17 protein-coding genes and 1 rRNA gene are annotated in these 20977 nt (G+C 57.3%); 8 read left to right on the top strand and 10 right to left on the bottom strand.

The window, feature by feature from the left end:
* The first annotated feature begins 140 nt into the window (after positions 1 to 140).
* Entirely contained in the window at positions 141 to 983 is an 843-nt protein-coding gene (locus N5098_RS16115) for a S24/S26 family peptidase (protein WP_267638871.1), read from the top strand.
* A gap of 15 nt (positions 984 to 998) precedes the next feature.
* On the opposite strand, the gene N5098_RS16110 is transcribed toward N5098_RS16115, so the two are convergent.
* The 4 genes from N5098_RS16110 to N5098_RS16095 all read right to left on the bottom strand — a co-directional run bounded on the left by N5098_RS16110 (position 999) and on the right by N5098_RS16095 (position 7307).
* Positions 999 to 3182: an ArnT family glycosyltransferase gene (locus tag N5098_RS16110; protein ID WP_267638870.1), complete on the bottom strand. Its 2184-nt coding sequence runs from the start codon at positions 3180 to 3182 to the stop codon at positions 999 to 1001.
* A 2-nt stretch (positions 3183 to 3184) separates the two neighbouring features.
* Positions 3185 to 4369, bottom strand: a complete 1185-nt coding sequence (locus N5098_RS16105) for an extracellular solute-binding protein (RefSeq protein ID WP_267638869.1) — start codon at positions 4367 to 4369, stop codon at positions 3185 to 3187.
* Between the two features lie 15 nt (positions 4370 to 4384).
* Positions 4385 to 5554, bottom strand: coding sequence for an alpha-1 4-glucan-protein synthase (locus N5098_RS16100; protein ID WP_267638868.1), 1170 nt, complete (start codon positions 5552 to 5554; stop codon positions 4385 to 4387).
* Between the two features lie 139 nt (positions 5555 to 5693).
* Complete coding sequence (locus tag N5098_RS16095; protein ID WP_267638867.1) at positions 5694 to 7307, bottom strand: ABC transporter permease; 1614 nt, start codon at positions 7305 to 7307, stop codon at positions 5694 to 5696.
* Positions 7308 to 7475: 168 nt separating this feature from the next.
* Between N5098_RS16095 and N5098_RS16090 the strand changes: the two genes are divergently transcribed.
* Positions 7476 to 7979, top strand: coding sequence for a gluconate 2-dehydrogenase subunit 3 family protein (locus tag N5098_RS16090; protein ID WP_368408035.1), 504 nt, complete (start codon positions 7476 to 7478; stop codon positions 7977 to 7979).
* 22 nt (positions 7980 to 8001) lie between these two features.
* The gene (locus N5098_RS16085) at positions 8002 to 9594 is read left to right on the top strand and encodes a GMC family oxidoreductase (RefSeq protein ID WP_382231261.1); all 1593 of its coding nucleotides are present in this window, start codon (positions 8002 to 8004) and stop codon (positions 9592 to 9594) included.
* Between the two features lie 25 nt (positions 9595 to 9619).
* Here the strand turns inward: N5098_RS16085 and N5098_RS16080 are convergent, their stop codons facing one another.
* Positions 9620 to 10405 carry an ABC transporter permease gene (locus N5098_RS16080; RefSeq protein WP_267638864.1) on the bottom strand — a complete coding sequence of 262 codons (786 nt, stop codon included), beginning with the start codon at positions 10403 to 10405 and terminating at the stop codon, positions 9620 to 9622.
* The gene (locus N5098_RS16075) at positions 10398 to 11309 is read right to left on the bottom strand and encodes an ABC transporter ATP-binding protein (RefSeq protein ID WP_267638863.1); all 912 of its coding nucleotides are present in this window, start codon (positions 11307 to 11309) and stop codon (positions 10398 to 10400) included. Before N5098_RS16075 ends, N5098_RS16080 begins: the two co-directional genes overlap by 8 nt.
* A gap of 235 nt (positions 11310 to 11544) precedes the next feature.
* Here N5098_RS16075 and N5098_RS16070 point away from each other — a divergent pair, with 235 nt between their 5' ends.
* Entirely contained in the window at positions 11545 to 12306 is a 762-nt protein-coding gene (locus N5098_RS16070) for a dolichyl-phosphate hexose transferase (RefSeq protein ID WP_497007452.1), read from the top strand.
* Between the two features lie 12 nt (positions 12307 to 12318).
* Here the strand turns inward: N5098_RS16070 and N5098_RS16065 are convergent, their stop codons facing one another.
* Positions 12319 to 14757, bottom strand: coding sequence for a heavy metal translocating P-type ATPase (locus N5098_RS16065; RefSeq protein ID WP_267638862.1), 2439 nt, complete (start codon positions 14755 to 14757; stop codon positions 12319 to 12321).
* A gap of 145 nt (positions 14758 to 14902) precedes the next feature.
* Here N5098_RS16065 and N5098_RS16060 point away from each other — a divergent pair, with 145 nt between their 5' ends.
* Positions 14903 to 16873 (top strand): DUF460 domain-containing protein, encoded by a 1971-nt coding sequence (locus tag N5098_RS16060; RefSeq protein ID WP_267638861.1) that lies wholly within the window; start codon positions 14903 to 14905, stop codon positions 16871 to 16873.
* A gap of 18 nt (positions 16874 to 16891) precedes the next feature.
* Here N5098_RS16060 and N5098_RS16055 read toward each other — a convergent pair whose 3' ends face one another.
* Both N5098_RS16055 and N5098_RS16050 read right to left on the bottom strand, forming a co-directional pair.
* A complete protein-coding gene (locus tag N5098_RS16055) occupies positions 16892 to 18196 on the bottom strand; it encodes a hypothetical protein (RefSeq protein WP_267638860.1) in 1305 nt (434 codons plus the stop codon).
* A 45-nt stretch (positions 18197 to 18241) separates the two neighbouring features.
* A complete protein-coding gene (locus tag N5098_RS16050) occupies positions 18242 to 18430 on the bottom strand; it encodes a DUF7470 family protein (protein ID WP_267638859.1) in 189 nt (62 codons plus the stop codon).
* Positions 18431 to 18526: 96 nt separating this feature from the next.
* Here N5098_RS16050 and eif1A point away from each other — a divergent pair, with 96 nt between their 5' ends.
* From eif1A to N5098_RS16035, 3 genes are all read left to right on the top strand, one after another.
* Positions 18527 to 18814: a translation initiation factor eIF-1A gene (gene eif1A / locus N5098_RS16045; protein ID WP_267638858.1), complete on the top strand. Its 288-nt coding sequence runs from the start codon at positions 18527 to 18529 to the stop codon at positions 18812 to 18814.
* A gap of 110 nt (positions 18815 to 18924) precedes the next feature.
* On the top strand, positions 18925 to 19782 hold the full coding sequence (gene rio1, locus N5098_RS16040) for a serine/threonine-protein kinase Rio1 (protein WP_267638857.1): 858 nt from the start codon (positions 18925 to 18927) through the stop codon (positions 19780 to 19782).
* Between the two features lies 1 nt (position 19783).
* Positions 19784 to 20734 carry an ROK family protein gene (locus tag N5098_RS16035; RefSeq protein WP_267638856.1) on the top strand — a complete coding sequence of 317 codons (951 nt, stop codon included), beginning with the start codon at positions 19784 to 19786 and terminating at the stop codon, positions 20732 to 20734.
* 121 nt (positions 20735 to 20855) lie between these two features.
* Here N5098_RS16035 and rrf read toward each other — a convergent pair.
* Positions 20856 to 20977: ribosomal RNA gene (gene rrf, locus N5098_RS16030) — 5S ribosomal RNA — on the bottom strand.

Below are 20977 nucleotides of genomic sequence, written 5' to 3'. Positions count from 1 at the left end.
ACGGCATCAAAAGGATAGCGAAGCCAACGTCTGGGCTGTGATAAAAAGGACAGAGTCTCAGATGTTGTTACAGTCATCGGCGTTGCGCGTGCGGACACACTCCAGAACATTCAAACGCAAGAGCACAGAACAGTAGGAAAATGACAGCGCCCGGTGACGACAGCGAGTCCGACCCCACATCCAGAAACGAAGACACGGGACTGTCACCAGCAGACCAAGACGATTCCGCCACCGAATCCGCCGATATCGGGCCCGAACGCAAGCACACCGCCACGGAGTCCACAGAGAGACAGGAGACACAAAATGACTCCGTGGATATCACAGAGTGGCACAAACAGGATGACAAACATCGACCGCCCGCAATCGGTCAGAGAGAACAACAGTCTGTAACAGCAGACGGTGAGTCGGGGGCGACGTGGAAGTTATTCACCCGAGACCTCGTCACCAGCGTGCTGGCGGTGCTGTTACTTGGTGCGTACCTCTTTGCAATAAGTGGGGTCTGGCCGCCAATGGTCGCAATCGAGAGCGGGAGCATGGAGCCACATATGGAGATCGATGACCTCGTCTTCCTGATGGACGCTGACCGCTTCCATCCCGACGAGGCACATGAGGAAACAGGGGTTGTAACTGCCGCCGTCGGAAACGAGACCGGCTACAGCAGTTACGGAAATAGCGGTGATGTTATCGTTTTTACTCCTGATGGCAACGGAGATACCACACCAATAATCCATCGAGCAATGTTCTGGGTTGGGGCGGGAGACAACTGGTGTGCACAGGCAAACCCCGAGTATCTCGGCAGCCTCGATACTGACGATAAAAAGTGTGTCGCCGCTAACGCTGGCTTCATCACGAAAGGGGACAACAACAACCGGTACGACCAGGCCTCGATACAGGCGGAGAATCCAGTCAAGCCAGAGTGGGTTGTTGGGACTGCCGAAGTCCGGATACCGCATCTCGGCTGGTTCCGACTGCAGACGCAGTGATTTGGGCGGTTGTGATTACTCGCGAGCTTCCAGCGTTACTTTGAACCCGACGCCATCGAACTGCGTCTCATCTGCTAGGTACGTTCCTTCCAGCCCACAATCAGTCGTCAGTGGACAGACCATTCGTTCGGGTGGCCAGATTACCTCGACACGGTCGCCCATTGTTCGGACGGTCGCTTCCTGTCGGTAGGTGAGCGTCGCGCCGTCTGGCTGAACGAGCGTTACAGTTACAACCACGGTATCGGTCTCATCGACCGGCACTGACTCACCAGTCGCGGCGAGGGTTGCTTCCTGTCCGGTAAGTGACCAAGCGGTAGCGACTGATTCGGACGGGTCATCGACGGTGTACCGGGCGACACCGTCGCCGTCAGTCGTCAGCCTGACGTGAGCGTACTCGACACGCGCTGGAACGCCAACCGTTGTCTTACCGTCGAGTGTCTTACCGTGACGCACTGAGAGAGATTCGAGTTTTGGCTGGACATAGTTGTCGGGGTTGGGTGTCCACTCGCCACGGTACGTATAGCGGTGGTACTCACGGTCCGGGTACGCATCAAGTACGGCAAAGTTCTCGGCAGGGTCACGGTTAAGAGCGTAGACAACAGGCCCATCAAAGCCGGGGTCGTTCCGGAACACCTGGAACGGGTGATTCTGCCATTCGCCGTACGGCGTTGGGACGAAGACAAGGTCATTCTCGAAGTTCGTCGACTCGATTGGTTCGTAGGCGATATCGTACTTCTCGGCGTGCCCGGCGTTTCGGTCCAGTGGCGTGGATACGAGGGCGACACTGACACCGCTGACGACGAGCAGGCTTACCAGTATGCCGACAACAGCGGCCCGCTGCGGGGAAATCGCAGGGACACGTGCGGCGAGAGCTGGTCCAAGCAACCGCCAGCCAGCCACGAGAGCAAACGCAGCAAACACCGCGACCGGGACGAGCAAGTCGAAGTGATAGAACGGACCGAACTGTGCGACAAGTCCGTCGGTCGGGTCCGAAAGCGTCCCAAGAGCGTTGTAATTCCCCCAGAACGGCACGTTCCCCAGTACCACTGTGGGGACCGTTCCGAGAAGGAGCGTCCCCGCAGTGAGGTTCAACTCACTAAGGGAGGTGAACAGACGATGATTGGCTACAGCTCCAGAGTTGCGACGACGCCATGTCCTCACGAAGAGTCCGGCTCCACACACCGCAAGAAGCGTTCCGAGGAGGCCCGCAACAACCCACCGTGTGGTGAGATATCGAACAGCAAAGCCGTTCGCGCGGAGTGCAACCTCCGGGGTATACTCAAGAGAGTGGCCGAGAATTCGGCGACGGCCAAATCCGGGGCCATCGAGCGGGGCGAACTCCTCGTACGGGAACCGAATCGGGTCACCCGTCAGCCGGGCGTTGTAGGCGAGTGTAACGCCGACGAATACGAGCCCCGAAAGCGCAGTCGCCCCCTGTCGGGCAACGACTGCAGGGAGCGGTCGGACACCGTCACGAGACAGCGCGCGAACTGCAGTGTAGACGGCATGAAGTATAAACGGAACTGCGAACAGGACTGCCGTGTATGGCCGGGCAAAAAACGCAATCCCGATAGCGGTGCCGGCGGCAACCCCCCATCGGAGTCGGCCCGTTTTAACACCACGAAGGTAGGCAACCGCAAAGATGAGGTTGAACAGCGTCGTCGGGGCGTAGGGCAGAAAGGTTGCGCCAGTAAGAACCGCCATTGGCGACAGAGCAAACAACACAGACGAGACTAACCCAACGCGCCTGTCGGCGACAGCCGTTCCGAGCAAGTAGACTAACCCGGTGTTAGCAGCGGCGACAACCGCGAGTGTCACCCGTGGCTCATCAAAAAGTGCCATCGAGAGGGCGTACATCGCCGCTGGCACGGGTGAGTATTTTGGATAGAGCTGACCGCCATCCTCGATGAAAAACCAAGGGTGAAACGCATCGGTGAGGTCGCCAGCAGCCATCTTGAGTTGCCCGTCTAGCAACATTGCCGCCTGCTGGAGATAGACTGCCTCGTCGTGGTTACTGGAGTGGTACTCAAAAACAGTCGAGGCAAGAACAAACACTGCGACACCCGTTCCAAGCGCGACTACTGCCACAGCAACCGTCTCTGGCGGCAGCGAGCGAAGTCGGTCGCGAACCGACCCGATGCGTGCCAACAAATCGGAGCGTTGGTCACGACTTCGCTGTGTGCTGTCGCCGCCGGTCACGGTTAGACGTTCGCGCCAGCCTCTCGAAGGAGGTCGACGGTCGCTTCGAGGTCTGAAAGCTCCGAAAGATCGAGTTCGGGCACGTCAAGTTCGTCGGTCGTTGGCAGGTCACCAACTGGCTCAACGTTGGGGTTAAGCGGGTACTCGAAGGTTTCGACGGCGAAGAACTCCTGTGCTTCCGCCGAGAGGAGGTGCCGGATGAACTTTGCCGCAAGGTCAGCGTTATCTGCAGCGTCGATAATCGTCGCGCCAGCGACGTTGAACACCGAGCCGGCGTCGCCGCTGGTGAACGATGTCGCGATTGACGCGTTGGGGTTGCTGTCGAGAACACGCTGAATGTAGTAGTGGTTTGTGAACGCGGCGTCAATTTCGCCGTCGGCGACAGCCTGGCTGGCGGCAAACTCGTTGGGGTAGGTCTGGACACCACCGTCGATGATACCTTCAACCCATTCGCTGGTTGCCTCTTCGCCTTCGAGAATACGCATCGCAGTTACAAAGGCCTGACAGGAGCCATACGAGGGAGCCCAGCCGAGGTCTCCCTCAAAGTCGGGGTAGGCCATGATGCTGTCGGGTAGGTCCTCCTCAGCGTAAGCATCCGTGTTGTACGGAACCGTTCGTGCTCGGCCAGAGGTGCCAGTCCACTGCTCTGTGTGGAACTCGTCAGGAACCATATCGACGACCTCACTCGGGAGCGCCTGAGTGCGGCCCTCATCGGCCAATGCACCGAGAGAGCCGGAGTTGACGGAGTAGAAGACATCCGCCGGTGTGCCCTGGCCCTCGTTAAGAATGGCGTTGACGTGGTCCGTCGAATCAGCATAGCGAGGCGTCAACTCGAAGTCGTCGTAGAGGTTCTCGATGTAGTTGACAAGCGGGCCAACAAGGAACTCACCGCGGCCAGAGTAGACAGTCAACTCACCGGAGAGGTCTGGCAGTTCTTCCATTGACATCCCGCCGGGTGCATCACGGCCGGCACGGCCTGACCCAATCTGTCCGATATCGCTGTCAGTCCCGTCACTGCCGTTGCTGTTGTCTTCTCCGTCACTGCTTTCTTCGCTGTCGTTGTTCTCGTCGTTGCTGTCATCGCCCAGAAGGTCTGTACATCCTGCAAGACTGGTGGCGCCAAGTGCAGTGAGTCCTGCAATGAACCGCCGTCTGTCGTGTCCGTCGTCAGGGTTTTGTGATGTCATCGTATTGTCCTCAGTTTAGTCGTCTGCAGTCGTCGCGACGGGCTCACCGTGGTCCAGCCCGTCAAGTTGGTCAAGGCAATCAAGCCAGTCGAGCATGTGTTCGCCGACGTGATTGAAGAACGCACCGTTGTTGTACGACGAGAAGTCGCCAGCGGCAAGTTCGTGTGCCATCGCTTCGAAGACGCCGGCGTAGGTGGTTGCGTGGGAACCTGCATCGTCGATGAGCTCCCAGAGGTGCTCGTTGAGTTCGAGCCCCGCAACCTCGTTGGTGAGGTCGTCGAACGTCGAGCGCGGAGCTTTGTTGTGCTCACAGAGCGGGTAGCCGTTGTAAATTTGCTTGCCGAGCACGTCACAGGCCCGCTTGAGGAAAACACCGCTCCAGATATCGTCGAACCGGCCGACATCCCACTCGTTGTCGTCCATCGGAAGCTGGTAAAAGGCCGGAATAACTTCACGGCGGAACGCAAGGTTCATCGAACAGACCGTCAGGTACTGGTCGGGAGCAGCCACAAAGTCACCGGTGAAGTCCTCGCGGCTGGTCCGGGTCTGTGCTTGCCCTTCAAGATCACCATCCATCAGGATACGAACCGCATCCAAGTCTGGCACATTCGTCCACAGTCCCTGAGAAGCGACTATGTCGTCGACCTGGGTGATCGCTGTCTCGACGTGCTCGTCCATCGCCGCGTAAGGGTACCCGCGCGGATAGAGCCCGTGTTCATCGGCTTGCTGGTAGAGGACATTGACCCACTGTTCGTCTGAGGAGACGGACTCGATTTCCCCCTCGTAGGCAAGGTTCTGGAGGTGTCGACCGAAGAAGTCGTCGGCCTCGTGTGGCAGTGTGTCGTCGTCGATGAAGACCCCGTACTCGAACCGGGGATGTGCCCACATATATATCAGCCCAAAGCTTGTTTCTGCGTGGCTTGCCGCCGGAACGATGTGGCTGTACTCCCCAATGCCGTGTTGTTCGTAGAACTCCTCTCTGCGGCTCCCATCGTAAACTTCCCCGGAGACGCCTTCCTCGTTAAGTATCGTCTCCATCTCGTCGGTCTCACAGAAGTCCTCCGTCACGAGGACAAAATGCAGCCGCGACAGGTCGAACTCGTGTTTTCGGGCGTTTTCAACGTACGCACGAATGCACTCGTACTCCCGTATCGTCGGGACAATGACGCAAATGTCTTCGCTCATCGTGCTATTTACCATTTTTTAGGATTGCCTAAAAGAGTGTTGATTTAGGTTCTTCTAACACTTGTCAATCGCCTGCAGAGCGGTCAGCTCCCGGGCAGGCGTGTTTGACCGGTGAGTGGAAATGTAGTTTGAGTGATTGTTACAACCCTTCCTGTCCGTCCTGGGAGAGGAGGATTATCATCGAGAAGCCAGAGATAACAATTAACAGAAGCGCGGGGATGGCGGCGTACTGGTAGACAACGGCCTTTTGTGCGCGCCAAACTTGCGTCACAATTGTTTCGAAGCCGGTCGGGCGGAGCACAAGCGTGACCGGCAACTCTTTCATCGTCGTCAGGAAAACGAGGGCCATCCCAGCAACGACACTTGAGCGGATAAGCGGGAATGTTATCCGTCGGAAGGCGCCAAACGAGGACTCACCGAGCGTTCGTGCGGCCTCAACAAGCGTGGGGTCAACCTGTCCAGTACCGGAACGGATGATACCGACTGCCTGAGACATGAACCGGACAACGTAAGCGAAGATGAGCAACGGGAGTGTCTGGTAAATAGCGGGGGCCAGGTCTGTGCCGAAGTAAACAAGCGCGTAAGCAAGGACGATGCCCGGAACGGCAAAGCCGATGTAGGTACTCCGCTCGAACAACTCTGCGAGCCACGAATCGTGACGGGTGACAAAATAGGCAATAGGCAGTGCCGCAACCGCCGCGAGGACGGCAGCAGCAGTCGCAACCTGAACAGAATTGAGGGCGTACGTCCATTCGAAGGCCAACTCCGAGCGCCCGGTATTGCTGTCGGCTCGGACAACCCAGAGTGATAGAATCCAGACCGGGACGACGAGTGCAAGGCCGGTGACAGATATCGGAAGGGCAAGCGCCGGCCAGCGCCACCGACCCAGGTCAACTGGCGGCGCAGGGTTGCTTGTGTCGCCATCGAGATTCTCGTCGGAGCGAACCCGTCGTTCAATCGCCAACACCACCAGCACAATAGCTAAGAGATGCAATGCGAGCAACGCTGCGTAATCCTGTCCAAAGGATTTGTTTTCAACATAAATTTGGCGGGTAAACACGGGAAGGCGCATGATTGCGGGCGTTCCAAAATCGGAGACAGCATACAGAGCAACAAGCAATCCACCGGCAGCAGTTGCCGAGCGAATGTGAGGGAGCGTAACACGGCGAATGGCTTCCCAGCGTGAGTGATTGAGCGTGCGAGCCGCTTCGATGAGTGATGTATCGAGCGTCAACAACGCCGAGCGGGCAGTTAGATAGACGTATGGGTACGTGTATAGCGTAATAACGAGCGTCGCCCCGCCGAGCCCGTAGATTTCGGGTATCTCTTCGACGCCAAGCGGTGCGAGTAGTTCCTGAAACTCACCGCGAGGCCCAAACGCAGACACAAACGTGAATGCGCCGATATAACTGGGAATAACGAGTGGCAAGGCAACCACGATTGTCCAGAACCGACGGAATGGGAGATTCGTCCGAGTTGTGAGATACGCCAGCGGGACGCCAAGCACAATTGAAAACGCCGTGACAGCGCTCATCAACAGTAGGCTATTGATTAGAATATCGAGCGTCTCCTGTTGAACAATGAGGTCAACGGCCCGGGATTGGTTGACATCCCTGGCCCTGATTAAGAGCCACGAAACCGGAAACACCATGGTGGCTGCTATCGCCCCGCAAAGCAACGTTAACCCAATCGGCATATCGGACGGCAAAAAGCGTGCTGATGTCCCGCGAAGTACCGTCAGAGGACCTCGCATCTAGTAAAACGAAGTCGCTCCAACGATTATAAGGTTTAGGTTTGCCTAGGCTCGGTCATGGAACAGTCCCAGTCTGACTCCTCACAGCCGAGGTCAGAGTCCTCGCTGTCGAGGTCAGAGTCCTCGCTGTCGAGACGTGACGCACTGGCCGCACTGTCAGCGCTCGGGATGAGTGCGACAGCCGGATGTGGCGCTCGTGCTCCTCAAGGGGGTTCCGACGACGAGGGCGGCAAAGAAAATAAGAGGAGAATGGAAGTTGAGTCCACAGTCCAGACCTACGTCGCCGTTGCAGAGGTTGTCTACCCCACCACATTGTCAGGCATCGAGACGTTCGTTCGCTCGTTCATCGCGGCACGCCTCGACCGCGAGGAGCGCGGAACTGCGATGCGGGATGCGGTCACGGAACTGCAGACTGTCGCCGACGAGTGGTACGACAGTAGCTTCGAGTCACTAGCGCCAGAAACCCGCGACAGCCTGTTACGAGAACTCGGTGTGGATGAAGCCGATGAGGACCCTGACGGAACAGTATCAGCCCGGGTTCGGTTCTACGTTGTTAACGAACTCCTGTTGGCACTGTACAGTTCACCGACGGGCGGAGAACTGGTTGGTATCGAGAATCCACAGGGACACCCCGGTGGGACGGATACCTACCAACGGGGGCCGTCGAGATGATAAGGGACATGCGAGGTGCCCGGTGGTGAGTCGGCGTCGCCAGCCCAGCGAGAACGTGGATGTCTGTGTCGTGGGTGCTGGACCAGCGGGTGCGCTTGTGGCCGCGCGATTGGCCGAGCAAGGATATAAGGTGGTCGTCCTCGATGCCGGCCCACGGTTTAACCCCGAGGACCGACTCAAACGACAAGAGCGGGCACTCCGGCCGGCGTACGACCGACCGGCTGTGTGGGACGGTGACCCCAAGCGCGATGCCCACACCGCCAGTGGCGAGTGGTTCTATCCCCTGAATCACGCTCGTGTCAAGGGTATCGGTGGGTCGACGCTTCACTGGCAAGGGATGGTGATGCGCCTGCATCAAGACGATTTCGCGTCCGCAAGCGAGCGGGGGGCTGGCGTCGATTGGCCAATTGAGTACGAGGACCTACAGCCTTACTACGCCGAGGCTGAACAGGAGTTGGGTGTTGCCGGCGGGATGGACAACCCCTATGCACCGCCACGCGAGGGACCGTTCCCGATGGCTCCATTCGAACCCTCCTACAGCGACAGTCTGTTCGCTGAGGCCTGCGCGGAGCTAGGTATCGACATGCATTCGGTTCCAAACGCCCGCAACTCCGAACCCTACGACGGACGCAGCGAGTGTGTTGCCTATGGGACCTGCCAACCGGTCTGTCCTTCAGGCGCCAAATACGACGCCACGGTCCATATCGAGCGTGCCGAGTCCCACGGCGCGACTGTTATCGACCGCGCGCCAGTCCAGCGGCTGGACCACGGGTCCGAGAGCGTGGAGGCAGCCGTCTACGTGACGCCCGAGGGAGAGCGTCACCGGCAGAAAGCAGAGATGTTCGTCGTCGCCTGTGGTGGTGTCGAGACACCGCGCCTGCTCTTGCTTTCGGAATCAGAACAGTACCCCAACGGGCTGGCGAATTCGAGCGGTCTAGTTGGAAAATACTTCATGGACCACCTCTTTGCAGGGACCGGCGGTGTCCTCGACGAGCCAACCAGACAGAACCACGTCGGCTTTCTCACGAGCGGGTCACACCAGTTTTACGACGATGCCGACGAGGATGTGGGGCCGTTCAAGCTAGAGTTTTTCAACTACGCTGGCCCTTCGCCGGTTGAGCTGGCGTTGTCGGGCGACGACTGGGGTGACGACCTGCTGGGACGCTTGGGCGAGGAGTACGGCAACCACGTTGCGGTGGGTGGACTTGTCGAGCAACTCCCCCGCGAGGACAGCTACATCGGACTGGACCGCGAGCAGACTGACAGCCACGGCAACCCGGTACCTGACGTGCACTGGAACGTCGGCGAGCGGGCGCTGCAAACCATCGAGCGGGCAAACGAGGTTCAAGAACGGATACTCAGAGAGCTCGGTGCAGAAATTACGTGGCAAGCCGGCCCAGACTCGACTGGTCCAGCCTACCACCACATGGGTACGACGCGGATGGGAACCAACCCAGCAGAGAGCGTTGTCGACCCAACCCTGCAGACACATGACCTCGCGAACTGTTGGCTTGTTGGCAGCAGTGTCTTTCCCACCGGCGGTGCGATGAATCCGACCCTAACTATCGCCGCACTCGCGGTGCGAGCGGCTGACTCACTTGCCGAGGCGCTCTAACCGAGAGCCAACAGTAGACGACTCGCTAGATATCTCGCCGCTGGAACAGAAACTGACCCAGAGCCAAAAGGACGACAAACGTGACGAGCAACACGAGCGGGTCAGTCACATTAAACGAACCGTGGACGAGAATCTGTGTCGGTTTGTAGTAGTGTGTCGGGCTGATATACTGTACCCACTCAAACGCTGTGTTACTCCCGACAACCGATTCGACCAGATAGAGAGCAAAGACGATGCCAACGGCTGCTCGCTTAGCGATGGCGGCCCGCTCAGCAAGTACTGACGCGACGACACCAATTGCTGCACAGACGAGAAGATACGGGAGTGAGAATACGTGGGCCACCACAAGGTGGGCCGGAGCGATTGTCTGTCCGATTGCCCCAACAAGCAGGTAAATAACGCCCCCTGTGACGATGTTGACGGCGAGTAGTGGTACCAGTAGCGAGGCAAACGTTTCAGCGAGGAGCTGTGTTCGAGAGATTGGAAACGAAAGCAACAGATCCATCCGCTCGCTTTCGATATCGTCCGCAATGAGTGCTCCCGCTGCGTACGCAAAGTACAGTCCGAGACCGAGGAGCCACACGAAATTGAATACTTGGGCGCTCAGAAACCCCTCGATAGTAGTGAGCGACTCAATCCCAAAGGCCTGTTTTACGGTCGCTGGAGCCTCTTGGACAAGCTGCTCGTAATCGACTCCTTCCAATGCCGAAAAGTACCAGACAGTAAATCCAGCATACAGACTAATTGCGGCTGTCATGATTGCTGTGCCACGAACTCGGCGACGCGACTCGTATCGGAGGGTTTCAAACATCAGCTTCAGCCACCTCGCGTGCGTTGGCATCTGTCTCGTAGTAATGGAGAAAGATATCTTCCAGCGGTGGCTCACTGATATCGACATCCTGGACGTCGTATCGAGACAACTCAGTGAGCAGTGTGTTGTACTCGCCAGTGTAAATGAACTGGATGCCATCGGGGAACTGGGTTGTCTCGATGACGTCGTCGAGGTCAGCGAGCGCGGCCCGACCTGCGTCTGTTGTCTGCACTCGTACCTGTTTGCCACCCCTGTTCAGTAGGGTATCCACATCTTCAACCGTGACAACCTTACCGTCACGGAGAATCCCGATACGGTCACAGACACGTCGGACCTCACTCAACACGTGCGATGAGAAAAACAGCGTCTTGCCTCGGTCGCGCTCGGCCCTGAGGAACTCATTGAACCGCTCCTGTTTGAGCGGGTCAAGCCCGGAGGTTGGCTCGTCCATAATAACCAAATCGGGGTCGTGCATGAACGCTTGAACAATACCGAGCATGCGCTTGTTTCCGCTAGAATACTCACGAACTGGCCGGTCGACCGGCGGCGTGAACATATTGAGGAGTTCGTCGCGGCGCTGCCCACCTTTTATCGACTCGTGGTAGTCCAGCACCGTCGTACCCGTTACCTCCTCATCAAAACCGAGCGTAGCCGGGAGATAGCCAATTCGCTGTTTGGCCTCGACAAGAGCGTCCTCATCGTGGACATCCGCGCCGAGGACCGTCGCCGTCCCAGTTGTCGGCGCAATACACCCTAGCAGTACCCGAATCGTCGTCGTCTTCCCGGCTCCGTTTGGCCCCAAAAAACCAAACACTTCCCCATCCTCGACGGTGAACGAAACAGTATCTACCCCAAGAACGCCCCCGTACTCTTTTGTCAAGTTCTCTACCTCGATTGGAGCCATACCAAATTATGCTTGCTATGAGTAAATAATCATTTTGGCACATGAGATGAGTGGGAAAGATGGTAGTTTTGAGATGAGACAGACAGAAATTGGGGCAGCCGGTATCGCCAGACCGACAATCAGATAAGCCAAAACCAAGGAGACAAACCCACGAAGTTGTGATTGGGACAGTTTGAGGCTTTTCTATTTAGGCAAACCTAAAAACATAAACCCCAGCAGTTGTGACAGCTACGTAATGAGCCAAAACGAGCGTCTCAGCGGTAGTGACGAAGATAGAAACGACGAGGTGGCAGTAAGCGAGAAACAAAGCGACCGGTTTACTTTCGAAGATATGAGCGTCGTAATGGGGACCTACAATGAGGAAGAAGCAATCAAAACGGTAATCACAGATATCGAGGAGGTAACCGATGGACAGGCTGAGGTCGTCTGTGTCGACGGCTCATCAGACCGGACCGCAGAGATTGCCCGCGAGCACGGTGCTCGGGTCATCGAACAGGAGCCACAGGGGTACGGTGTCGCAGTTGAGGAAGCGATTCGGACGCCCGACCGGCCAGTTGTCGTGACCACCGACTGTGACGATACCTATCCAATGGAGCAACTCCCCGAGTTCCTTGCCGCTATCAACGAAGGGTACGACGTCGTCAGCGGCGACCGACTCTATCACGGAGCCGAGGCGATGCCAGCGTTCAACCGCCTCGGGAATCACCTGTTTGCGCTCACCGCGAGTGTCCTGATGGGCGAGCGTGTCCACGATACGACCACAGGAATGCGTGCGTACCGACGTGAGGTCATCGAGTCAATCGACTGGACAGAAAATACCGGCCTCTCCGCCGAGTTGCTGATTCGACCGCTGATGCGAGGCTACAACATTCAGGAACGGCCAATCAACTACGGCGAACGCGCTGGGGACTCCAAACTCGACCCCATCGAGGGTGGACTGGCTATCGCAAAGTCGATTGTTACAGTCTGTCTCGAAGAGCAGTTCCGGCGGTTCTGAATCAGCGGGCAATTACTCCTGGAGTACCGTCCGATGAGCATTTACTGCAAGAAGCGAGCCGCTTAGGACCGCCGCCGCCATCGCAATAACTGGCGTCAGCACCCCAAACAGCGCCGCCGGGATGACAAGTACATTGTAGAGTAAACCGAGCGCAGTGTTCTGTTTGACACGTTTTCCGGCCACACTGGCGAGGTCGAACGTCGTCTCGACGCCAGCGAGGTCGTCGTCGGCAATCGCGACATCCGCAGCGTCAGATGCAAGCGCTGTCCCACTGCCAAGTGAGATGCCAAGGTCGGCCTGTGCGAGTGCCGGCGCGTCGTTCGTGCCGTCACCGACCATCGTGGCCGTTTGCCCATCCTGTAAGCGGCGCACCGTCTCAGTCTTTCCTTCGGGTGGAATTCCGGCAAAAACGCGTGTTACGTCCGAATGGGAACGAAAGAACCGTGTCGCAGTCTCATCATCGCCTGTCAACACGATAACCTCGATATCGCGCTCGCTGAGTCGAGAGAGCATTTCTGCCCACCCCTCTCGTGGCTCGTCAGTTAGCACGATAACACCGCGTGCCTCGCCGTCGCGGCCGACAACAACCGGAAGCGCTCCATCATCCTGTGCCGACACAACCTGTGCCTTCGTCGAGGGAGGAAGCGTCCAGCCCCGTTCTCTGAATAGGTCTGGGTGGCCCACGAGATACTCGTCGCTGTCGATAGTCCCAGACACACCGAGGCCGTGTGTCTCAAAGTCAGTTACAGTGAGCGTCTTGGCCGACGAATCCGTCGGTGTTTCCTGTGTTCCACCATCTGTCTGTGCGGTCCCGAACGCGTCGGTGATAGCGTCGGCTGCCGGATGCGCTGCTCGTCGTTCGAGTTCGGCGACGGCAGCGAGGTCCTCGGTCGGTGCATCGGCTGACGTGACGGTCATCCGGCCCCGTGTGAGCGTCCCCGTTTTATCGAAAACGACGACATCAGTTTCGCGGATGCGCTCGAAGACCGTCTCGTCGAAGACGACGATACCCCGCCCAATCGCTTCCTGAATGTTTGCTGCGACAGACAACGGCGTCGAGAGCGCAAGTCCCCACGGACAGCCAACTAAGACGACCAACAGTGACCAGAGTACTGCGGTTTTTGCTCCGTGTCCAAGCGCCACCGCGACAGCAACAGCCATGACCGCCACGCTAGCTAACACCGGGAGGACCCGGGCAGCGAGTCTGTCAGCCCCTCGTTGGAGACCATGAGTCACGCTCTGGAGGTGCCAAACCGCCGTCGTCAGTCGGTCGATGCTGCTCGTCGGTGGGTCAGCAACGCTGATAACAGCCCCGCCGTCGGTCACGATAGAGCCACCGACAAGCCGGTCGCCGGCTTCCTTGACGACTGGCAGTGACTCACCAGTTACAACCGATTCGTCGACAGTACATGGACCCTCGACAAGGGTACCGTCGACCGGAACCCGCTCACCCTGGCCAACGAGGATCTGGTCCGTTGGAGAAAGCGTCTCGACGGCAACCGGTTCAGTGTCACCCTCCCGATAGAGTGTCGCGGTTTCGGTCTGAGAGAGTGTCAAGTCAGTGAGGTGGTCCATCGCACGCTGTTTGGTAACTGACTCGTAGAAGCTGGCGGCAACAACACTTGCACCAACGAAGATCGTCAGGTCGAAGTACATATCCAATCGGCCAAGCAGCAACGCGACGATGCTGTATACGTAGGCGGTCAGGAGCATCAGCGCACCCAGCAGGTCAGTGTTTGGCTGGCGTGTCCGGAGGCTAACGTATGCACCCCGAAGCAATGGAAGGCTAGTAAAAAAGACGACGACGCTCGTGACACTCGCAAACAGTGGGAACAGCAAAATCAGCCCGCTTTCAACCGTGCCACCCTCGAACCCCTGTAATGACCACCCCAACAGACCCGAGAGCTGGTACGGGTAGAAGACAATAGCGTACGGAAACATAAGAAAGAGCCCGAAAAGGACGCCCGCAGCGTACCGGTATCCAAGTAGGTCTTCGAGGTCCCGTGTCGCGGCCCCACCCTCCCGAGATAACTCCGTTGTTACCGATTCTTGCCCCGTCTGCTCGCGGTCGGCAACACGGTAGCCGGCGACTGAAAGCATATCAGCGAGCGTCTCGGGGTCGGTCTCGTCGGAGTTGTAGCTGAGACGGATACTTTCGGAGACGTAGCTCGCACTAGCGTCGGAGACGCCTTGCTGGTCACGTGCTATATTTTCGAGGAACGTCTCACAGGTCACACAATGCATCCCAGCGACGTGAAAAAAGACGCTGTTGCTGTCGGTCACGTCAGAAGCGCTCGGTTCAGAAGCAGCCAACGTGTCAGCTGTTTCGTCGAGTGCCTCCTCAGCATTTCGACAACCTGACGAGCAGTAGCTGTTGTCAGCTGTCTCGACGGATACTTTACCAACTGGTCGGCCACAGAACTGGCAGTTCTCTGTTGTGTGTTCGGTCATCTAGAGTCGTTCCCGTTGGGTGTTCCACAGTGGTGTGAAACAGTATGCCTGTGCTACACAGTCGAGGATAAAAACGCTCCCGGCCATAGCATAGAAACCCACTGCCCCGTAGCGTTAATGAGAATCGCGTACCAATTCAGCGGTAGTGAGCAACCGCACGACCGCACTGGACGCCGTCATCTTCGGCGTCGACATCCAGAGCGGAGATGTGAGAGGTGATGCACCATCATATGCCGTCGTGACGTTCGACGGAGACCACATCGAGCGTGACGTGGTTAGCTACCGCAAGCTTCGCCGCCGCATCGACAGCGAGCGCCCAGCAATGGTGGCGACTGACAACATGTACGAGCTTGCCGAGGACAAAAGTTCGTTAGTCCACCTACTTGGCTCTCTGCCTGACGGAACACGGCTTGTCCAAGTCACCGGTGCAGAGGAACCAGAACCACTCTCGCGGGTCGCCTCGCGCCATGGCGTGCCGTACGCGAAAGAGCCAATGGCCGAAGCAGAAGCCGCTGCCCGCTTAGCTGCCGCAAACGTCGGCCAAGAGGTCACCGCATTTACCGATACGACGGAGGTGAAAGTGTCCCGTGGTCGGTCGACTGGAAGCGGAGGGTGGAGCGAGGACCGCTACACTCGGCGTATCCATGGCTCGGTTAGGCGACGTACCCGTGAGATTGAATCCACACTCGACGACGCTGCGCTGGACTACGAGCGAGACGCGACTGAGAAATATGGCGGCTTTTCGAACGCTGTTTTCACTGTCGACGCCCGACCCGAGAATATCCCTGTCTCCGCAGAACGGTCAGGCGATATTCGTGTCGAAATCGAGCGCGTTCGACGAGACGGTATCGAGTTTCGCCCGCTTGCAAAGCGGCGCGACCCGATTATCGTCGGTATCGACCCTGGAACGACAACGGCCGCCGCCACGGTCGGTCTCGAAGGTGAAGTACTCGATACGCTGAGCACGCGCACAGCTGATATGGCCGCCATAATCGAATGGATTATCGAGCGTGGGCGGCCAATTATCGTCGCTGCCGACGTGACGCCTATGCCCGAGACTGTCGAGAAAGTTCGCCGAAGTTTCGACGCCGCTGGCTGGAAGCCAAACCGTGACCTCCCAATCGATGCTAAAAAACACCGGACCCGCGAGACAGGCTACGATAATGACCACGAGCGCGATGCGACCGCCGCGGCACTCGGGGCGTTCGATGCCCACAGCGACCAGTTCGACCGCATCGCCGCCAAGGTGCCACCAAGACAGGACCTTGGGACAGTCGTTGCCCGCGTCGTCGCCAATGAAGAATCGGTCGAGACAGTACTCGCGGACCTCACTGACGATAACGGTGAAAAACAAGAAGAAAGCGAGCACGTCGAGCGCGAACTTACCGAGGAGGAACGCCGGATCCGACAGCTCGAAACACAAGTCGAGCGCCTGCAACGCCACGTTGAAACTCTCGAAACGACCGTCAATGAAAAAGACGAGCGAATTGAGGAACTCGAAGACGAACTCTCAACAGAACGCAAACAGGAGCGACGAGAGGCACGCGAGCGCCGCGAAGTGACCCGGCTAGAGCGTGAAAGCCGGCGACTTGAACGCGAGCGTGACGAGGCATACGAAACAGTCGAATCGCTTGAGAACAAGCTCGAACGGCTGAAAGCGCTCTGGAAGCTCGACCACTCAAATTTCGCCGACGTTGCCGAAAAGAAGGCGGGACTTGTCCCAGTAAAGGTCGTCGAGCAGTTCACACGAGACGGGATAAACAACGCTCACGAACAGTTTGGGCTTGCCGAGGACGACGTTGTCATGCTCCGGGATGCAAGCGGCGCGGGACGTTCGACAGCGGACTTGTTGGCGGAATTCGAGCCGAAAATCGTCCTTCGGAACGGAGATCTCTCCGATATGGCCGACAGAGTGTTGTTCGACCACGAGATACCTGTCGCGCCCGTAGATCTCGTAACCATTCAAGAAGTTGACGAACTCGCCGTTGCCCGCGAGTCAGAGGTCGAGGACGCCATCATTGACTGGCAGGAGCGCGCCGAGGAGCGGCAGCGACAGCAAAGCGCCGAGATGGTCGACCGGCTTATCAGCGAACACAGAGCGGATCGGCCGGGGTGAATTGGACACACCTGTGAATCAAGCGTCCGGGCCGGCCCGTTGTCCCAGAAGAACGGGATCAGAGGCCTCAGCGTTCCAAAAGACACGCACGTCGAAGTCACTCTCAGCAGTGAGTTGCAGCTGCGAGCCAGCGACGACCAGCGCCTCGCTGTTCCGGTCATCCGTCTCGCCGCCGAGGGCAGCCCACGAGCCGGTGGGGACTCCAGTACCTCTAACAAATATATCCGACGCAGGTATCGCATCGCCAGCTTCATGCGTGATTGTTAGGCTTTCAGTGCTCTTGTCATAGGTGAGCTGGAGATTTGCGGTTGGCGGGACGGGTCCAGAACTAGAGCCAAGCTCAAGGAAGTATGTCAAAAGTACCGTTGGAGGGACACTCGCCAGCAGCCCTCGCCCGTCGTCGGTTTTGAGTGTCACTGTCGCAGCGTCCTGTGTGACAGTCGTTGCCTCCAGTACGGCTGTCACGTCACCATCAAATATCTCGTCGATTTGGTCATCGGCAACCGCTGTACGGGCATTCTGTAGGCCAACTGTAAGGTCGTCCACGAGGGTGGAAGCACTATCCGTACCAGTCGTTTCGAATATGAGTTCGCCACCACGAGAGTCACCGGACCTGTAGAGTCCACCGTAGCCGTACATGATATCGTCTAATACAAACGAGTCCAGTCCGCTCTGCTCAGGGACCATCTCGGGCGATAGTTCGAACGCGAACTGAAGATATCCATCCGGTGTCGCCTCCATACCTTCCGCAAGGTTGCCTGAGAGTGCGTTATCATTACCGGCCGCGACATCGAGAGATGTACGAACAAGACCCAGATTCCCTATCACGTATCGTCCGTCGGGCACTACGCCGACCGCGAAGCGAGAACTCTTGTAGATAGACTGGGACGCATGTGTGGTCGACGTGAGTTCGCCACGGGCGTCCTCGACAGCCGCTGTGATATCGGCTTCACTCCAGTCGGCCACAATAATAAAAGCAAACCCAGTTTCGTTTCCAAACGCCACGATCTCCTGAGCATCGCGGAGGTCCAGACCAATATTAGCCTCGACGGCATTGAGCATCTCCTGAACCGACATCGAGTCGGGAACGACTAGCCCACCAGCTTCGGTCACAGTCTTGATTCTGTCACGGAACAACTCATCATCGAGAGCACGATTGATATCAACCCTTGTGATGAACGTGGCGTCGGCCGGGACAGCATCGAACGAAGTGGTCGATTTCTCGTCAGAAAACGATTCGAGACAGCCTGCGAGGGCGATAGCCGACGCCATACCAGCACCGCTTTTCAAAACACGGCGACGGGAAAACGACTGTGGAGACATATATGCCGAAAAACAAGTCACGAATGAAAAAGGTTCGGTTTCGACCTACATCATTTGGCCCATCCCCATCGACTTGAGGAGGTTCGTGACCATCCCATAGACGATGAGACCAAGGCCAGCGATAATCAGTGCGAATGCGCCACCAAGGAGGAGGTTCACAGACGCTGCAACTCCAACGCCGGCAAGCATCAGGACGAGACCGAAAATGCCGACGATGCCGAGGTTTTTGAGCATATTGGCATGTGAGCGTCCGGCAGTATAAACGTCGCCGTTCCGACCGCGCATCGAAAAGTGGAAGAATTAAACAGGACCCATCACCAAATGCCAAATATGAGCGACAACGAGGGACGGAAGAACCTTCGGATGCCAGACGATGATGAAGTATTTGCAGTCGTGACGAACATGCTCGGGGCGAATCGAGTCAAGGTACGGTGTATGGATGGCGTCGAACGGACGGCACGCATTCCCGGGAAGATGCAAAAGCGTATCTGGATACGCGAAGACGACGTTGTACTCGTCGAGCCATGGGATTGGCAAGACGAGAAGGCTGATATCACGTGGCGCTACGAGAAACAGGAAGCCGACCAGCTCCGTGATGAAGGCCACATTCAAGAGTAATCGCAGTTCTTCCGTCCCGCAGGTCACGTTGCTGTAAGCCAAAGCGTGTAGTCTTTCGGGTATCTCGTAGAGCCTATCCTTTTAATCCTCGCCCTGCTAACCAGTGATAGATGGACCAGGAGTACGGCCTGCTCGATACGGACGGAACAGAGACACCGGGCGACGAGTGGGAAGAAATCGACTACGCCGACACAGAAGCCGACCGTATCGCACGCAAGCGTGACCGGAAGTTCAGCCAGTTCCGCGACCGGATCAAAGATGCAGACCAGTTTAAGGTGGAAGATTCTGTCTTTGACGAGGCGACCTACGGCGCGCTGTACAAATTGGTTCAGGACGGACACATCGACGCGTTTGGTGGCCCAATCTCGACAGGGAAAGAAGCGAACGTCTACAGCGCTCTTTCGGGAGAGAACGAAGTTGCAGTAAAGATTTACCGCATCAATGCGTCCGATTTCCGCGAGATGGGAGTCTACCTCGAAGGCGACCCACGTTTCGAGAAGGTTGCCAACGACAAGAAAGCGATCGTGATGGCGTGGGTCCGAAAAGAGTTCTCGAATCTCGATCGTGCACTCGCAGCCGGTGTCCGCGTTCCAGAACCAGTTGCCGTCGAGCGGAACGTTCTCATCATGGAGTATCTGGGGACCGTGGAAGGCCGGGCTAAACGGCTTACCGAAGTCCATATCGAAAATCCCGAGACTGCCTACGAAGTGATTCGAGAGTATATGACCCGCCTCTACGACGCTGGTATCATCCACGGCGACCTCTCGGAGTTCAATATTGTCGTCCAAGAGTCACAGCTATACGTTATTGACGTTGGACAAGCAGTGACAATCCACCATCCAAACAGTGACGACTTTCTTAACCGCGACTGCAAAAATGTCGCACGCTTCTTTGAGAGCCAAGGTATCGAAACCAGCGGTGAACGGCTTCGTGCGTACATCAAAGAAAACGCTGACCCCGCAACGTAACATGGCTTATTTTGTCGGCATTGATGTCGGCGGGACAACAATTAAAACAGCAATTGCAGCTGACGATACTGACCGACTTGCTACCCACGTCGTCCCGACGCCACAGGCCAAAGACGGCCAAACAGTTACCAATGCGGTTCTTGACAGCGTCAAAAGAGTGTGTGAGGAGAGTGGGGTCAGACCAGAGATGATTACAGCGGCAGGCATCGGGTCGGTCGGCCCCCTCAACCGAGTGGCCGGGACTGTTACCGGACCGGCAAACATTTCTGGTGAAAATATCCAGCTCGTCAAGCCACTGGCAGAGAAACTCGATACTGAGGCAGTCGTTCTCCACAATGACGCAGTCTGTGGTGTTATTGCGGAGCGACATATCGCTGAGGTGGTGCCTGAGAATATGCTCTATCTCACGCTGTCAACCGGTATCGGCGCTGGCATCGTCATTGATGGGCACTTGATACACGGAACCGGCGGGAACGTGGGTGAGATTGGACATATGACTGTTGACCCAGCGGGGACAATGGCCTGTGGCTGTGGCCGTAATGGACACTGGGAGGCCTACTGTGGCGGAGCGAATATTCCGCGGTATGCGGCCTTGCTATCCCGAACTGAATCGATCGACACTGCCCTCACACTCAACGACGCGTGCACCGCAAAAGATGTGTTCCAGCAAGCAGGTTCGGACGCACTCGCGACGCTTGTCGTCGAGCGGGTCGCACGCTGGAATACAATTGGCATCGCGAACCTCATACAGGCTTATGCCCCCGCATCCATCGCAGTCGGCGGTGCAGTCGCCCGGAATCATCCGAAAGCAGTCCTTGAGCCAGTTCGAGACCGCCTCCCGAAGTATGTGTTCGGTGAACTGCCACAGCTGGGGCTCGCAGCGTGTGAGACTGATATCGTGCTAACTGGTGCCCTACTCGCGGCCCAGCGCTGTGTTGATGGCTCTGGATAGCAACCGACGTTGGTGTTAAAGAACGGTGTCGAGACTGTAACCGTACAATATACTCACGCTGTACATATGCAAAAAACCCCCATCCAGCGCTGTTGCTGGATGAGGGTAATGATAGGATGAATAGAGGCGGCGAACCGTCTTTCCCAGAGACTCTCGTACTCCAGTACTCAGCGGAACGCTGGTGAGCTTAACTTCCGTGTTCGGGATGGGTACGGGTGGAACCTCACCGCTATGGCCGCCTTA

Origin of the sequence: Halovenus rubra (assembly GCF_026586665.1) — an archaeon.
Classification (GTDB): domain Archaea; phylum Halobacteriota; class Halobacteria; order Halobacteriales; family Haloarculaceae; genus Halovenus; species Halovenus rubra.
The sequence above is the reverse complement of the archived record's forward strand: the minus strand, read 5'-3'. Positions and strand labels throughout refer to the sequence as shown.

Coding starts and splice junctions, on each gene's coding strand:
- N5098_RS16115 (WP_267638871.1), top strand. CDS start 141: ATGACAGCGCCCGGTGACGACAGCGAGTCCGACCCCACATCCAGAAAC.
- N5098_RS16050 (WP_267638859.1), bottom strand. CDS start 18,430: ATGCTCAAAAACCTCGGCATCGTCGGCATTTTCGGTCTCGTCCTGATG.
- eif1A (WP_267638858.1), top strand. CDS start 18,527: ATGAGCGACAACGAGGGACGGAAGAACCTTCGGATGCCAGACGATGAT.
- N5098_RS16100 (WP_267638868.1), bottom strand. CDS start 5,554: ATGAGCGAAGACATTTGCGTCATTGTCCCGACGATACGGGAGTACGAG.
- N5098_RS16035 (WP_267638856.1), top strand. CDS start 19,784: ATGGCTTATTTTGTCGGCATTGATGTCGGCGGGACAACAATTAAAACA.
- N5098_RS16105 (WP_267638869.1), bottom strand. CDS start 4,369: ATGACATCACAAAACCCTGACGACGGACACGACAGACGGCGGTTCATT.
- N5098_RS16090 (WP_368408035.1), top strand. CDS start 7,476: ATGAGTGCGACAGCCGGATGTGGCGCTCGTGCTCCTCAAGGGGGTTCC.
- N5098_RS16070 (WP_497007452.1), top strand. CDS start 11,545: ATGAGCCAAAACGAGCGTCTCAGCGGTAGTGACGAAGATAGAAACGAC.
- N5098_RS16095 (WP_267638867.1), bottom strand. CDS start 7,307: ATGCGAGGTCCTCTGACGGTACTTCGCGGGACATCAGCACGCTTTTTG.
- N5098_RS16065 (WP_267638862.1), bottom strand. CDS start 14,757: ATGACCGAACACACAACAGAGAACTGCCAGTTCTGTGGCCGACCAGTT.
- N5098_RS16055 (WP_267638860.1), bottom strand. CDS start 18,196: ATGTCTCCACAGTCGTTTTCCCGTCGCCGTGTTTTGAAAAGCGGTGCT.
- N5098_RS16080 (WP_267638864.1), bottom strand. CDS start 10,405: ATGTTTGAAACCCTCCGATACGAGTCGCGTCGCCGAGTTCGTGGCACA.
- rio1 (WP_267638857.1), top strand. CDS start 18,925: ATGGACCAGGAGTACGGCCTGCTCGATACGGACGGAACAGAGACACCG.
- N5098_RS16075 (WP_267638863.1), bottom strand. CDS start 11,309: ATGGCTCCAATCGAGGTAGAGAACTTGACAAAAGAGTACGGGGGCGTT.